Here is a 16,094-nt window from a genome sequence, read left to right as displayed (position 1 = left end):
CAAATTTAGGAATTTTAGCCTTTACAAAAAATAACAATTTGTAAATATTTAGCAGGCAGAATAATAAAATCACATTTGCAAGTGCGGTTATTAACTTTTTGACAGAAACAGCAGCACTTTGTTAGCAATCTTCCCAATTTAAAAACAAAACCGCTACACCAATCGTTTTTTATTAATAATGATGTAAACCCCTGTTAACACACAAACCGTTGCGGAAAAATACATTTGTGTTTCACACCATTACAAAAAAACATAAATGAAAAACAACAAACTTATTGCCGCATTAGCCATTACAGCTACGCTACTGGCATCATGTAGTACAAACGACACTGATACTACCGAAACCACAAACCAGGCCACCACCACACAAACGGAAGTTAACGGCACTACACAAAAAATCACCTCAGCCACCGTGCTTTCTGCCCCTGTAGCGGAAGCCAAAATTTACAAACTGCTACCGGGCTACGACAGCTCAGACGTTTTTGAAGGCAGCGGCGTGCAGTACCTTAACGGTTATTTTTATGTAGCCTGCGACAATACCCAGAAAATAGCCAAGATAAAAAGCACACTACCCATAAACAGCTCAAGCAACTCGCTACTGAGTACAGGCGCGCCGGGTTCGGGGAGTTCTAACTACGAGGGTATAACCTATGAGGCAAACGGTACACCACATTTTTATGTAGTAGAAGAAACCGTAAAAAACGGCAGTGTGTACCAGCCGCGCATAAGTAAGCTCGATGATAGCATGACCTACCAAAGCAGGGACTGGGCCGACTACAGCTTTAGTTCGGCTAACAGCAACAAAGGTTTTGAAGGACTGGCATGGGTATCGCGCGACGGCAACAACTACCTGCTGGGCCTAGTAGAGGGCACGGGGAAAATAGCGGTGTTGCTAAAAGGCACCTCAAGCTGGAACCTGGTTACCGAAATTACCCTGCCATCGTCGGTAACATTTACTGATTATTCAGACCTTGCCATATCGGCCTCAGGTAAGGTAGCCATAACATCTCAGGAAGACGGACAGCTGTGGGTAGGGCAACTAAGCAGTACTTCATGGAGCATAACAGGCGGTACAGCATATACGTTCCCTCTGGGTAGTTCAAGCGGTGTAATAGGTGCCGGAACGCTACAGCTATACGGTAATGTAGAGGGCGTATCGTTTATTACCGACACGCAAATTGTTATTTGCTCAGACAAAGCCGGCAGCGACCAGCCAAGCTATCAATCCTACAAAGAGCAAACAGTATCGGTATTTAACCTGCCGTAATACGTTTTTATATAAAATAATGAACCCCGGTTGAGAGACCGGGGTTTTGTTGTTTTAGAGTTTACTATACAATGTTGCGCTGTCGTTTTTAGGTACAAAATGCGCAATGCCACCCCGCATACCTATGCAGATACTGAGTACTCTTTGTAATGTTTTCATACAGACTAGCCACCCCGGCGTTCCGCCACCCCTCCGGAGGAGGGGAATTCCACTCTGCTCATGGGGTGCTACAATTCCCCTCCTTAGGAGGGGTGCCCGCAGGGCGGGGTGGGTTTAAATTACGCGCTCCTTATATTCCTGGTTAAGAAAGATAGCCGCGCTCCGTACCTCCGCTCGCCATGACAGAGCCTGAAAACTGCGACTGAAAACTTTGCTAACTTCGGGTAATAACTTATCTGTGAAACTCAGGGCTCACTCCGCGAATCTCTGTGTTACTAAGCGCATGAGTAAACACTGAAAACTGCGACTGCGACTACAAACTGAAATCATAAATCCTTACCTTTACCCCTATGCCAAAAACCGCTTTTTCTATATACAACGCCTCGGCTGGGTCGGGTAAAACCTATACACTGGTTAAAGAATACCTGCGCATACTGCTTACCTCTCCTACCGATGATGCCTACCGCCGTATCCTGGCCATTACCTTTACCAATAAGGCCGTGGCCGAGATGAAAACCCGTATCATCCTTAACCTGTCCGACTTTGCAAAGGACGACCCGGGGCCGCGAGCCGAAATGCTTATGGAGGTACTGCACGTAGAAACCGGACTTTCATTGGCTACCATAAAAGACAAGAGCCGCGCGATAATTAAGAACATCATTCACAATTATGCGGCGTTTGATATTAGTACCATAGACAAGTTTACCCACAAGGTTATCCGCGCGTTTGCACACGACCTTAACCTGCCGGTGACTTTTGAGGTATCGCTGGAAACCGACCTGCTGCTGCAGGAGGCGGTAGATGCCGTAATAGCCAAAGCGGGTGATGATGAAACGCTGACGTCCCTGCTGGTGGATTTTTCACTGGACAAAACCGATAACGACAAGAGTTGGGACGTAACCCACGAACTGTTCAATACCGGGAAACTGCTGGTAGACGAAAACAACCGCACCGAGCTGGAACAGTTTGAAAGCAAATCCATAGCCGATTTTATTGTTATAAAAGATAAGCTGCGCCAAAGCACCGAAACCCTGGAAGCCGAATGTGTGGCTCAGGCCAATGAAATGTTTGCCGTACTGGAAAACAACGGGGTAGACTTAAAATCATTTTCACGGGGTACGTTCCCTAACCATATTGGGTACATTCGCGATAGTGCGCTAAAGCCTTCGCACAAGCGCTTTTATGAGATAGAGGAAGTAGCCATAAACAAGGCTGCAAAAGACCGCGCCATTATAGAGAACTTGTTGCCCGACCTTATAAGCCGGCTAAAGGCCATTTACAAAAACTACGAAAAGAAGAACTTTTACGAAGCCTTCCTTAAAAACATTACGCCCCTATCCCTGCTAAACACCATAGGCCAGGAACTAAAGCGCATACAGGAGGAACAGAACATACTGTCTATCTCTGAGTTTAACGCGATTATAAATAAAGAGATACAAAACCAGCCCGCGCCGTTTATATACGAACGCCTGGGCGAACGTTACCGCCACTTTTTTATAGACGAGTTTCAGGATACCAGCCACATGCAGTGGCACAACCTGATTCCGCTTATAGACAACGCCCTGGCGGGCGAAGATGCCCATGCCGGGCAAGGTTCGCTTATGATAGTGGGCGACCCGAAACAGAGCATTTACCGCTGGCGTGGTGGCCGTGCCGAACAGTTTATAGAACTGGGCAAGGAAACCTTTAACCCGTTTTCTAACCCGGACAAGCAAACCGTAACACTGGGCACCAACTTTAGGAGTTATAGCGAGGTGATTAACTTTAACAACGGCTTCTTTACATTTCTGTCAGACAGGTTTACCAATCCGGAGTACCGTGATTTGTATGCTGCGAGTCCGCAAGCGGTAAACAGCAAGGCTGGTGGTTATGTGAATATTTCGTTTATTAGCCCCCCAGCCCCCCAAGGGGGAGACGACAATGGCGATGAGGAAGAAATCACTAAAGACGATTTGTATCTTGAGGCTACGCTAACTACCATAGAAAAAGCCCGCGCACAGGGTTTTCAGTATAAGGATATTGTTTTGCTTACGCGAAAAAGACAGCCGGGGATTTTGCTTGCCAACTATCTTACCGAAAACAACATACCCATACTGTCCAGCGAAACGCTGCTGATAGACAATGCCACGGAGGTAAAGCTGATCCTTAACCTGCTGCGCTACCTTAAAAGCAACGAAAACAAAGAGGCAAAAGCGCACTTTTTGTACTTTGCCAGCGGTACGCAAACCACCCTTGCCACGCACGATTTTATAGCACAGGGTATGGAGCAGCCTGATGAAGAGTCACTTCAAAACTGGCTGGGGCAGTACGGCATTCATATTTCTTTTAAAGATTGCCGTAAAAAGTCGCTTTACGAAGCGGTGGAGAGCATTATTGATGCTTTTATTAAAGAGAAGGCCAACCAGAGTTACGTACAATACTTTTTAGACCTGGTACTGGAGCGCGACATCCGTACGCAAAGCGGTATCGCCGACTTCTTGGAATATTGGGACAAAAACGGTTATAAATTCAGCATACCATCGCCGGAGGGCAACGATGCCGTGCGCATTATGACCATACATAAGAGTAAGGGGCTGGAGTTCCCGGTAGTGATTTTCCCGTTTGCCGAGGAAGACTACAGCCGCGCCCGCCGCGATAAGCTGTGGCTGGAACTCGACGACGAAACCTTTGAGTTTGAAAAAGCCCTGATAGACAGCAGTAAGGCGGTAACCGAATACGGCGAAAAAGCCGCCGAACTCTACAACATAAAGGCACAGGAGGAAATGCTGGACAACATAAACATATTGTACGTAGCCCTTACCCGGGCCGAAGAACAACTGTACATTATAAGCGGGCGCAACTTTAGCAAAAGCGGTGCCTTGCCCGAAAATAACATGTCGACCTTCTTTATAGAGTACCTTATGCAGCACGCCAACTTTAACCGGGAGGTAGACCAGTACGCATTTGGTAACCCACAACGCTTGTCGGCTCCCGAACTGCATACGGCAGAGCAGCCAAAAATACAGGTGGTGAAAGAACGTTTTAACCCGCGTAAGGTAAAAATCGCGCAGCGCGAATCGCTTATGTGGGGCAGCACTCAGCAAAAGGCTATTGAGTTTGGTAACCTTACCCACGAGGTGCTTTCGTTTGTAAAAACCAAAAACGACATCGACCTTGCCCTAACAAAAGCCATAGAAAACGGACTCATAACCACCAGCCAGCGCCCTGACATGGAGCAGATTGTTACCCTGGTAGTAACCCACCCGGAGTTGGAAATTTTCTTTGCGGAAGGGAACACGGTTTTTAACGAACACAATATTATAGGTCCGGGCATCCCGAACCTGAAACCCGACCGCGTGGCTATTAACGGTACCTCAGCCTACCTGCTGGATTACAAAACCGGAGCGCACCAGGATAAATATGCCAAGCAGCTTGCAGGTTATGCTTTTGCCTTAAGGCAAATGGGGTATACGGTAGAAAAACAGACGATTGTGTATATAAGTGATAGTATTGAAATTGTGAATGTTTAGTTTGCAGTCCTTACTCCTATGTATTTTACCACAAAGTTCACAAAGTTTTTTCACAAAGAACACAGGACAAAGGCATCAAGAAAGAGCAATCTCTAAAGAGATTGAAGAACACAAAGCTTGGTGTTCTTTGTTACCCGGAACGGGTTTAGCACACACAGCTTGGTGATCGTCGTGAAAAAACTTTGTGAACTTTGTGGTAAAAATATAATTGTAAATTTGTACACAAACAATAAACTATAAACAACAAACTCATAAAATGTACGGAAACATTAAACAACATCTGGAATCAGAACTAGAGTCGATTAAAGAAAACGGCCTGTATAAAAAAGAACGCATCATCGCTTCGCCGCAGGGTGCAGAAATAACCCTTACATCGGGTGAAACAGTGCTAAACTTTTGTGCTAATAACTACCTGGGGCTTTCATCGCACCCGGAAGTAGTACAGGCAGCAAAAGACGCGCTGGATACGCACGGTTTTGGTATGTCATCGGTACGTTTTATTTGCGGTACGCAAGACATCCACAAAAAACTGGAGGAAACCGTAGCCAACTTTTACGGCACTGAAGACACTATACTATATGCAGCAGCTTTTGATGCCAATGGTGGTGTGTTTGAACCGTTACTGGGTGAGCAGGACTGTATTATTAGCGACAGCCTTAACCACGCCAGTATTATAGACGGGGTGCGCCTGTGCAAAGCAGCGCGTTACCGCTACGAAAACAACAACATGGCCGACCTTGAGGCCCAACTTATAAAAGCTACCGAAGCAGGTCACCGCTTTAAACTTATTGTTACCGATGGTGTTTTCAGTATGGATGGCCTTGTAGCCCCGCTGGATAAAATATGCGACCTTGCCGATAAGTACGACGCTATGGTTATGGTAGACGAATGCCACGCAGCTGGTTTTATAGGCGCTACCGGAAAAGGTACCCTTGAGGCTAAAGGCGTTATGGGCCGTGTAGACATTATTACAGGTACGCTGGGCAAAGCCCTTGGTGGTGCTATGGGCGGTTATACTACCGGTAAAAAAGAAATTATAGAAATACTTAGGCAGCGTTCGCGCCCATATTTGTTTAGTAACTCGCTTGCACCATCTATTGTAGGAGCCTCTATTAAGGTATTTGAATTGCTTGAGAAAGACACATCACTACGTGATAAGCTGGAATGGAACACTAACTACTTTAAAGACGGCATGAAAAAAGCCGGGTTTGATATTATAGACGGCGATAGCGCTATAGTACCGGTAATGCTATACGATGCCAAGCTGAGCCAAACCATGGCCGACGAACTGCTGAAGAAAGGAATCTACGTTATAGGATTTTTCTTCCCGGTAGTGCCTAAGGAAAAAGCACGTATCAGGGTACAACTTTCGGCGGCACACACCCAGGCACATTTAGACAAAGCAATAGCTTCATTTACAGAGGTTGGCAAAGCGTTGGGCATAATTTAACGATACTTTAAGTACGTTTGTAGGATATATTCTGTTAATTCGTTTTGCCATCTTGGGGGAACGATTTACTTTTGTAGTATATAACCTATATGTAATTTAAACAAAAAAGTATGAAACATCTAAACAAACTTTTCGTTGCTGCGCTCCTTGCAACGGGCCTTACTGCCCAAGCGCAGAATGAAGATAACCCTTGGGCTCTATCCTTTGGTGTTAATGCTGTAAGCAACAGGTTTGGCGCATCTTCAGAATTCGGCGACCAGTTTACGCATTTCTTCAAAACAGACGAATCTTGGAACGTACTTCCTTCAGTATCTTACCTTAACGTATCGCGCTACATCGGAAGCGGCTTTGCTTTCGGCGTAACAGGTTCGGTTAACAAAATCGACAAACTGGTAAGCCGTGCTCCCGGCACACTTGATTACACAGTATACAACCCTGGCGATGTTACTTACTACGCAGTAGACGGTATCATTAAATACAACTTCCTTGAAAAAAGCTGGTTTAACCCATACGTACACATTGGTGGTGGTTATACCTGGATGGATCAACAAGGTAACGGTACTGTAAACGGTGGTTTAGGTATCAACTTTTGGTTTACAGACAATGTAGGCTTTACTGTACAGTCTACTTACAAGCACACGTTTGAAGATCAGGCTACAGCAAATGTACCACGTCACATACAGCACTTTGCTGGTCTTACCTTCAAGTTTGGTGGTAAAGACACAGACGGCGACGGTATCTATGACAAATATGACGAGTGTCCGGATGTACCGGGTCTTAAGCAGTTTAACGGCTGCCCTGACACAGACGGCGACGGTATAATAGACAAAAACGATGAATGTCCGGATGTTGCAGGTCTTAAAGAATTTAACGGATGTCCTGATACAGATGGTGACGGTATAGCTGACAAAAACGACGCTTGCCCGGATGTAGCAGGTCCTAAATCACTACAAGGTTGCCCTGATAAAGATGGCGACGGTATAGCTGATAAAGACGATAAGTGTCCGGATGTTAAAGGTCCTAAAGAAAATGCAGGTTGCCCTTGGCCAGATACTGATGGCGACGGCGTTCTTGACAAAGACGATAAGTGCCCTACTGTAAAAGGTACTGCTGCTAACTTTGGTTGTCCTGAAGTAACTGAAGAAGTTATCAAGAAACTAAACGAGTACGGTAAAACTATCCTGTTTAACAGTGGTAAAGCAAGTTTCAAAAACGAAACTATGCCGGTACTAAACGCTATGCTTGCTATCTTTAAAGAGTACCCTCATGCTAAATTCAGCATTGAAGGACACACAGACAGCGACGGTAGCGATAAACTAAACCAAAAACTTTCTGAAGAAAGAGCTGCGGCTGTAAAACAATTCCTTGTAGAAGGTGGTGTTGCTGCTGACAGGCTTGAATCTAAAGGTTATGGCGAAAGCAAACCGGTAGCTTCTAACAAAACTGCTAAAGGCAAAGCCCTTAACCGCAGGGTAGAAGTGAAACTTGTTAAAACTGAGTAGTCTTAATAAGATATATACTAAGAACGCCTCCACAATGTGGAGGCGTTTTTTTGTATGTTAAAGTTTATTCCTTTAATTAGCGGGAATAAACTAATCAAACATGGAAATTAAGCCAACGAAAGTTCTCTTCATTAAGTTAGGCGAAGGCGGAAAGTACGAAAAAGATTGTATAGAGAATAGTCAGACTTTACGTTTAGGATACCAAGAATCTAATCACGAGACGTGCATGGCTAATGACTGGGATAGTTTACATAATTACTTTCAGCAACTTGGGCATAGTAAAGGCGTATCTACAAGTCATACAAATCAAATACGTCAGTTTTATACAGAGGATGAAAAAACACTTTGGGTTACGTTTTATGCCAACAAACTTTGGTGGTGTTTTTCAAACCCCATTATAACACAGTTCACTGATGGAAGTAAATCACGTCCTGTAATAGGAAAATGGTCTGATGAAGATATTTTTGGAAACAAACTATTAGCAAGTAATATTAGCGGAAAACTGCTCAAAACTCAAGGATTCAGGGGTACGATTTGCAAAATAGTAGAACATGAATATGCTTTACAAAAGATAAACAGAAAACAATCAAAAGATGTCTTAGATGTAGAAGACGCTATAACAAAACTCAAAGAAAAATTAGCTAACCTTATACAGAAATTGCAATGGAAAGATTTCGAAACATTAATTGACCTAATATTCAGACAGGCTGGTTGGCAAAGAGTAAGCGATAAGGGGAAGACCCAAAAAACCTTAGATCTTGAACTTTTTGCTCCTGTAACTTCGGAAAGATCAATCGTACAAATAAAGTCACAATCAGATTTACGGGAGTATATGAAGTATAAAGAAGATTTTGTTCCAATGAGCGACTATCATCGGTTCTTTTTTGTAGTACATACGGCTTCAAGAAGTTTGATAAATTATAAAGATGATGGCGATACTAATGTCCATCTTTACCTCTTAGATGAAATAACCGAATTGACAATATCATCAGGATTGACAGAATGGGTAATCAAAAAATCATCCTAAAACCAAAACCCTATAGCAAACCACGTATAGTGTTTGTGGGTTTCGGGGCTCCAGGTGTGCTTTATTTCCAGCGGGCCTATTATAGTTTCCAGGGCATAACCCGCGGCGTAACCCGAGTAGGTGGGCAACGAAAACATTTGGCCTTCTTCATACAGGTTATTACCTACATTGGCATAATTTGCAGAGAAGTTAAGGTGGTGCTTTTTATAAAACTCATAGTCGGCGGTAACAATACCCTTTATATAACTATTACCCGAAAGGCTCATAAAATCATAACCGTAAAAATGCCTGAAACTGTTCATTTGGTAAAACCCATAACCTCCTAAAACGAAGTCGAAAGTATTTACCCCATTTTCCCCAAAAGCCATACCGGTTTCACTCGCTATGTTTACCGTAAAGTTTTGAAACAGGGTTTTGGCCGTACCTATCTCCCCTTTTATAAGCGTAAACTTTTCAAACTGGTTGTTATAATCTGAAGAGTACCAAAAGCTTTTGGCCTCTCCCGAAAAGTAATACCCTTCAGACGGGAAAAATTTATCATCATAAGAGTCAAATTTAAGATAGCCGTAGGTGCTAATGTAATTACTCTTATCAAACACTGGGTTTATACCCGGTATGGTAGGCGATTCTATCTTAATGTTCTTCACCTCTAACCCTCCCCCTATAAGGAACCGCTGCGCAAATACAGTTTGTATATACACCTGGTTAGTAAAATCTTTATAATCCACACTCATGCTTTCCACGCCCAGTACTTCGCCCAGCATTTGCCCGGTATAGTCGGCTGTTACATTACGGTCGAACCTGTAAAAATGCGAATGAAAACCGTAGCTCAGGTAAAACCCATTGTCTATATAATAGTCAAAGTTATAACGGCTGTTATCACCCAGTATCATATCCAGCGAGGCTACGTCGTTTCGCTTCAGCAGGTTTTTCTGGGTAAGGTTTACCAGTATGGCACTTTTGGTCAACCCGTCATAGTGCAGCCCAAACTTAAGGTAACGGCTTATAGGGTTTTCCTTAAGCGTTAGCTTCAGTATCTCGCCCTTGCGTTCGCCTGCATCAAAACAGTACCCCATAGATGTAAAGTTTTGCGTGGCGTTAAGGGTACTAAGCCCTGCATTAAGGTCGGCATAAGTAATTACGGTTCCCGGCTTAAAATTCAGCTTACCTATAACGTACGACCTTGTGTAGTGGTTTAACCCGCTTATGCGTATCTGCTCTACGTATATAGAATCGTCTACCGCAAAGCGTTCACGCTCCACAGGCTTATCACTACCCAGTTTTTGCAGCGTGGGCAGTATCCTCCTGGCAGCATCCTCGCCCGCCTTAATAATCGATTCTCCGTCTTCAAATGATACTACCGTAAATCCCGAAATATCGGGTTTTATATAAATGTCGGTAGCTTCGCGCTTGGCCTCCATTTTTTGTATCATCTGGTAGTTGTTTATCTGCACCAGTATGCCGGTAGCACTGGTTATCTGGTCGCGGTTTTTTAGCGGATCCTGCACATCTACGCCTATAATAATATCGGCTCCCATTTTCTTCACCTCTTCTATGGGGTAATTATTTGTAACACCGCCATCTATAAGCAGGCGCCCGTCTATCTCTACAGGGTTGTACAACGACGGAAATGCCCCACTGGCAAGCAGCGCATCGGCAAGCACACCTTTATCCAGCACCACTTCCTGGCCAGTTTCTACATCGGTAGCTATACACACAAACGGAATGGGCAGTTCTTTAAAACTCCGCACATGGCGCACGTGGTCGGTAAGGCGGTTTATGGTAGTGTAGTTGTACAAACCCTTAGAAAGCGCCTTAGGCACACCTATCCTGAAACTTTGGAATGGCAACTGAAGGGCATACATTTCGTCGTTTCGCTTTTCAAAAAAGTTCTTGGTGCGGCGTGGGGTATAGTCGCGCAACAGCGCATCGGAATCGAGCGAACGAAAAATAGAATCGAGCTCCTTAGCCGAATAGCCAGCCGCATACAGCCCACCCACTATGGCACCCATACTGGTACCGCCTATGTATGATACTTCTACACCGGCTTCTTCTAAAACCTTGAGTACACCTATGTGGGCAAGGCCCTTAGCCCCGCCACCACTGAGTACCACACCCACTTTTAGTTTTTCCGGTTGCTCCTGCGCCGATAATGTGAGTGTAAAACACAGCAGCAGGAGGAGAAGGTTTCTCATCTCTTTTGTTTAAAGTTTAAGGTCAAAAGTTTGTCGCAACCTGCAAGGTTCCCAGAACCTTATAGGCTTATAACCGCCAGCCTGGATTATTTCGCTTTGTCCTTATAATATTCCGTAATCTTTTTGGCCTTAGCCGGGCCTACCACTTTGGCAATCTCCTCTTCAGGGGCGGCCGCCATACGCTTAACCGATTTAAAATGGGTAATCAGCGCTACCATCGTCTTTTCGCCTATGCCGGGTATACTTTCTACGCTGGTTTGCAGTGCACCCTTACTGCGCTTGTCGCGATGGTGCGTAATACCAAAACGGTGCGCTTCGTTTCGCAACTGCTGAATAATTTTCAGGGTCTCGCTTTTTTTGTCAAGATATAAGGGTACCGGGTCGCCGGGGTAAAAAAGTTCTTCTAGTCGTTTGGCGATGCCTAATATACTAATTTTCCCACGAAGCCCAAGGTCGTCCAGGCTTTTTAACGCCGACCCAAGCTGTCCTTTGCCTCCATCAATAATAATCAGCTGCGGCAAGGGTTGGTTTTCGTCGAGCAGGCGCTTATAGCGGCGGTACACCACCTCTTCCATACTGGCAAAGTCGTTTGGCCCCTCTACGGTTTTTATATTAAAATGGCGGTAGTCTTTTTTACTTGGTTTACCATCTTTAAAAACCACACAGGCACTAACGGGATTTGTACCCTGAATATTACTGTTATCAAAACATTCTATATGGCGGGGCTCTACCGGCAGGCGCAGGTCTTTTTTCATTTGCGCCATAATGCGGTTAGTATGCCTGTCCGGGTCTACAATTTTCATTTGCTTCATCTGGTCCATACGGTAAAAACGCGCATTGCGCTCGCTTAGATCCATAATCAGCTTTTTGTCGCCCATTTTAGGTACGGTAATGTTCACATTCTCGCCCAGGTTTATCTCATACGGCACCAGTACCTCGCGGGTATTAAGGCTAAAGCGTTCGCGGAGTTCCACCACGGCAATTTCCAGCAGTTCCTCATCGGGCTCGTCCAGCTTTTTCTTTATCTCCATGGTATGGCTGCGAATAATCGCACCATGCGAAACCTGTATAAAGTTTACATACGCCATGCTTTCGTCGCTTACAATGCTAAAGCAATCCAGGTTGTTAATCTTAGGGTTAAATACCGTACTGCGCGCCTGGTAGTTTTCCAGCGACTGTATTTTTTGTTTAATGGCTTCGGCTTCCTCAAAACGCATTTCGGCAGCCAGGTCCATCATCAGCTTTTTAAAATCGCGCAGGCTTTCCTTAAAGTTCCCTTTCAGGATTTCGCGTACCGCAGCCACATGGTTTTGGTATACCTCCAGGGATTCATGCCCCTCGCAGGGTCCTTTACAGTTGCCTATGTGATATTCCAGGCACACCTTAAATTTGCCCGAACGTATGTTTGTAGGCGTAAGGTCGTAGTTGCAGGTACGCAGCGGATACAGCTCCTTAATCAGGTCCAGCAGGGTATCTACGGTTTTGGAATTAGTATATGGCCCAAAATACTCCGAACCGTCTTTTACCACATTACGGGTATAAAAAATACGCGAAAAGGGTTCGCGCTTTATGCAAATCCACGGGTAGGTTTTATCGTCTTTAAGCAGTACGTTATAGCGGGGCTGCAGTTTTTTTATCAGGTTGTTTTCCAGCAGCAGCGCCTCGCTTTCGGTAGGAACCACAATGTGCTTTACCGTTACAATTTTGCGCACCATTATACGGATGCGTCCGCTGTCGTGTACCTTATTAAAATAAGACATTACCCTTTTTTTAAGGTTCTTCGCCTTACCTATATACAGCAGCTTTTCATCCTTATCATAGTATTGGTATACCCCCGGGCTGTCCGGTAGGGTTTGTATCTGAAGTTCCAAAGGCGTTTGCATACTACAAAGTTAGCAAAGTTTTTAGTCGCAGTAGCAGTTTTCAGTGCTTACTCATGCGTTAGTAACACAGAGTTTCGCGGAGGGAACTCAGAGTTTCACAGAGAAGTTATTACCCAAAGATTCTCAAAGGAAGCACAAAGTTTCGCGAAGTTTTTACTTTAAAGCGTACCGAGCATTCCTGCGGAATGTGAGAAGTGCGCAGAGTTTTTCAGGCGCGAGTGAAGCTGCTCCCCTCTCCGAGAGGGGTTGGGGGTGTGTTATTTTCATCGAAAAGTTTGTAACACAAAGTTTCGCAGAGAAGTTATTACCCAAAGTCAGCAAAGTTTTCAGTCGCAGTTGGCTTCAGTCGCAGTTTTCAGGCTCTGTCATGAGGACCGGAGGTACGGAGCGCGGCCATCTCATAACTTCGCGCCTCTGCGCTTTGCGTGAAATTTACTGTACAGAGAATTTTATCTAATACCCACCCCACCCTGCGGGCACCCCTCCGAGGGAGGGGAATTGCAACGACTTATAAGCAGAGTGGCATTCCCCTCCTTCGGAGGGGTGGCGGAACGCCGGGGTGGGAAAAATAAAACAATCCCTCCTTCATATTACCACAATTCCTTAAATTTATGGCTTTGTGTTGCAACCGCTTGTGTTGCCAATATTTTATGTGAATGACAGACCTACTTTTCAGCTATAAAAATGTTACGGTTACTAACGGCATAGAACCCATTTTAAAAGATTTCAGTTTTACCATACAATCAGGCCAGCACTGGGCGCTGGTGGGCGATGCCGCTTCGGGCATACCCGTACTGTTACAGGCTATGGCAGGCAAAACACGCGTAACCGGAGGCGAAATCATCAGTCCGAAAAATGTGGTGCTGGTAGCCAATAACGCCCACTTTAAAAACCGGTCGAATACGGGTGAATTTTATTTTCAGCAGCGGTTTAACAGTACCGAGGCCGGCGATGCGCTTTCGGTTTGGGAATACCTTGCTGCCGTAAAACCACTCCGCGAAGGTACTACCTGGTCGTTACCGCACACCCTGAAACGGATGAACCTTTGGCTCCTTGCCGAAAAACCCATTATACTACTGAGCAACGGCGAAACCCGCAGGCTGCTTTTGGCGGAAGCCCTGATTAAAAACCCCGAACTACTGCTGCTGGACAATCCATTAGCGGGGCTGGACGTGGCATCGCGGGAGAATTTTAACGACCTGGCGCAAGACATTGTAGCATCGGGGATTACGCTGGTACTTTCGGCGAAGGCCGACGAACTACCCGATGCAATAACGCACGTGGCGGTTTTTGAAAACCAGCAACTCACGGCTACACACACCGCTGCCGAATTTGCCCAACAAATAAACGACGACCTTAGCGCAGGTATCGATGCCCACCTCCTTTCGCCACTGATTGCCGGTTGGGATGTGCCCGCGTTTGAAACCCTTGTAAAGCTGGAGGACGTTACCATTCGTTATGGCGAAAAAAACATACTGGACACCATTAACCTCGATATTCACCAGGGCGAACACTGGACGATAAAAGGCCACAACGGCGCGGGCAAAAGCACCCTGCTGAGCCTGATTAACGGCGACAATCCGCAGAGTTATGCCAATAAAATTACCTTGTTTGATATAAAGCGTGGTTCGGGAGAATCCATTTGGGATATAAAAAAACACATCGGTTTTGTGTCGGCCGACCTGCCCCGGTTTTTCCCCACAGATCAGTCGTGCGCCGAGGTTATAGAATCGGGCCTGTACGACACCATGGGCTTATTCCGCAAATCGCAACCCGATAACCTGCGCCAAATATTAGAATGGATGGACCTCCTGGGTATTGAAGCCTTTGCGTGGTCTGGCTTTAGCACCGCACCGCTGAGTGTGCAGCGCCTTGCCCTGCTGATTCGCGCGTTTATAAAAAAGCCCGCCATGCTTATATTAGACGAACCCAGCCAGGGACTCGATGCCCAGCAGGTAACGCTTGTAAAAAATATTATAGACCATATATGCGCCCACACCGGCACTACCCTGCTGTACGTGAGCCACTACGAAAACGAACTGCCCGCCTGCATAACCCGCACCCTGCAACTACAGGCCGGTAGCATAACACACCCAAGCCTATGAGCCAGGAACTTACCATACTGGGAGAAACCATACTGCCGGGACAAGGCAAAACCATAAACATGGAAATAGCCCGCCTGCATACCATGACCAAACTAAAAGTGCCCGTAATTGTAGAACGTGCCAAAGCCGATGGTCCCGTGGTACTGCTTTCTGCCGGGCTACACGGCGACGAAATAAACGGCACCGAGATTGTACGCCAAATTATAGCGCGCAACATAAACAAGCCCAAAGTCGGCACCATTATATGCATACCTGTGGTAAACATTTTTGGGTTTGTAAACAAGTCGAGGGAGTTCCCCGATGGGCGCGACCTGAACCGGGTGTTTCCAGGGAGCAAAAAGGGTTCGCTTGCCAGCCGTTTTGCCTACAACCTGCTTAAGGAAATTATTCCGCATGTGGATTACTGTATTGATTTTCATGCCGGGGGAGCCAGCCGCTTTAATGCGCCACAGATACGCCTGGTACCAAACGACCCCGAACTAAAAGCCCTGAGCGATGTGTTTAACGCGCCGTTTACGCTGTACAGCAAAAACATATCGGGTTCGTTTAGGAGTGCCTGCGGTAAGCTGGGCGTAAAAATGCTGCTGTTTGAAGGCGGTAAGTCGCTGGATATAAACCCCGATATTACCTACCACGGCATACAGGGCGTAAAACGTGTACTGCACCACCTGGGCATGCTAAACCCCAAAAAGAACATGAACCCTGCCGAACGGCCGTCGCTGTGTATACAATCGTCGGCATGGATGCGCGCACGGGAGTCGGGCCTGTTCCAGAATCCTACCAAGGCGGGGCAGTTTGTAACCAAAGGTGAGGTGATTGCCTGTATTACCGACCCGTTTGGCAAATACGAAAGGAAGGTGAAAGCGCCCCACAGCGGCTACATCATTAACAGCAACGACTCGCCTATTGTATACGAGGGCGATGCTATTTTTCATATTAGTGTGAAGATGGGGTAGGAGATTTTGTTTCAGGTTGAAGGTTGAAGGTTGTGGACGCT

Annotated in this window: 9 protein-coding genes; 7 read left to right on the top strand and 2 right to left on the bottom strand. The window is 45.8% G+C overall.

Annotated features, from left to right (window positions below; all coding sequences use genetic code 11):
* Positions 1 to 256 precede the first annotated feature (256 nt).
* The 5 genes from ACLI1A_RS04265 (at position 257) to ACLI1A_RS04245 (ending at position 8,914) form a co-directional block, all read left to right on the top strand.
* Positions 257 to 1,267 (top strand): SdiA-regulated domain-containing protein, encoded by a 1,011-nt coding sequence (locus ACLI1A_RS04265; protein WP_411406430.1) that lies wholly within the window; start codon positions 257 to 259, stop codon positions 1,265 to 1,267.
* Positions 1,268 to 1,776: 509 nt separating this feature from the next.
* Positions 1,777 to 4,935, top strand: a complete 3,159-nt coding sequence (locus ACLI1A_RS04260; RefSeq protein WP_411406428.1) for a UvrD-helicase domain-containing protein — start codon at positions 1,777 to 1,779, stop codon at positions 4,933 to 4,935.
* A gap of 256 nt (positions 4,936 to 5,191) precedes the next feature.
* A complete protein-coding gene (gene kbl, locus ACLI1A_RS04255; RefSeq protein WP_411406426.1) occupies positions 5,192 to 6,385 on the top strand; it encodes a glycine C-acetyltransferase in 1,194 nt (397 codons plus the stop codon).
* Positions 6,386 to 6,495: 110 nt separating this feature from the next.
* Positions 6,496 to 7,887 (top strand): OmpA family protein, encoded by a 1,392-nt coding sequence (locus tag ACLI1A_RS04250; RefSeq protein WP_411406424.1) that lies wholly within the window; start codon positions 6,496 to 6,498, stop codon positions 7,885 to 7,887.
* 100 nt (positions 7,888 to 7,987) lie between these two features.
* Positions 7,988 to 8,914: a hypothetical protein gene (locus ACLI1A_RS04245; RefSeq protein WP_411406422.1), complete on the top strand. Its 927-nt coding sequence runs from the start codon at positions 7,988 to 7,990 to the stop codon at positions 8,912 to 8,914.
* Here ACLI1A_RS04245 and ACLI1A_RS04240 read toward each other — a convergent pair.
* Positions 8,911 to 11,109, bottom strand: a complete 2,199-nt coding sequence (locus ACLI1A_RS04240; protein ID WP_411406420.1) for a patatin-like phospholipase family protein — start codon at positions 11,107 to 11,109, stop codon at positions 8,911 to 8,913. The two genes, ACLI1A_RS04245 and ACLI1A_RS04240, sit on opposite strands and share 4 nt — an antisense overlap.
* Positions 11,110 to 11,195: 86 nt before the next feature.
* Positions 11,196 to 12,992, bottom strand: a complete 1,797-nt coding sequence (uvrC, locus tag ACLI1A_RS04235; protein ID WP_411406418.1) for an excinuclease ABC subunit UvrC — start codon at positions 12,990 to 12,992, stop codon at positions 11,196 to 11,198.
* A gap of 656 nt (positions 12,993 to 13,648) precedes the next feature.
* On the opposite strand from uvrC, the gene ACLI1A_RS04230 reads away from it, so the two are divergent.
* Entirely contained in the window at positions 13,649 to 15,097 is a 1,449-nt protein-coding gene (locus tag ACLI1A_RS04230) for an ATP-binding cassette domain-containing protein (RefSeq protein ID WP_411406416.1), read from the top strand.
* Positions 15,094 to 16,053, top strand: a complete 960-nt coding sequence (locus ACLI1A_RS04225) for a succinylglutamate desuccinylase/aspartoacylase family protein (RefSeq protein WP_411406414.1) — start codon at positions 15,094 to 15,096, stop codon at positions 16,051 to 16,053. Before ACLI1A_RS04230 ends, ACLI1A_RS04225 begins: the two co-directional genes overlap by 4 nt.
* Positions 16,054 to 16,094: the final 41 nt, after the last annotated feature.

It is taken from the genome of Flavobacterium sp. RHBU_3, from assembly GCF_046613565.1.
In the GTDB taxonomy this organism is placed as follows: Bacteria; Bacteroidota; Bacteroidia; order Flavobacteriales; family Flavobacteriaceae; genus Flavobacterium.
This window is presented reverse-complemented; position numbering and strand designations above follow the sequence as displayed.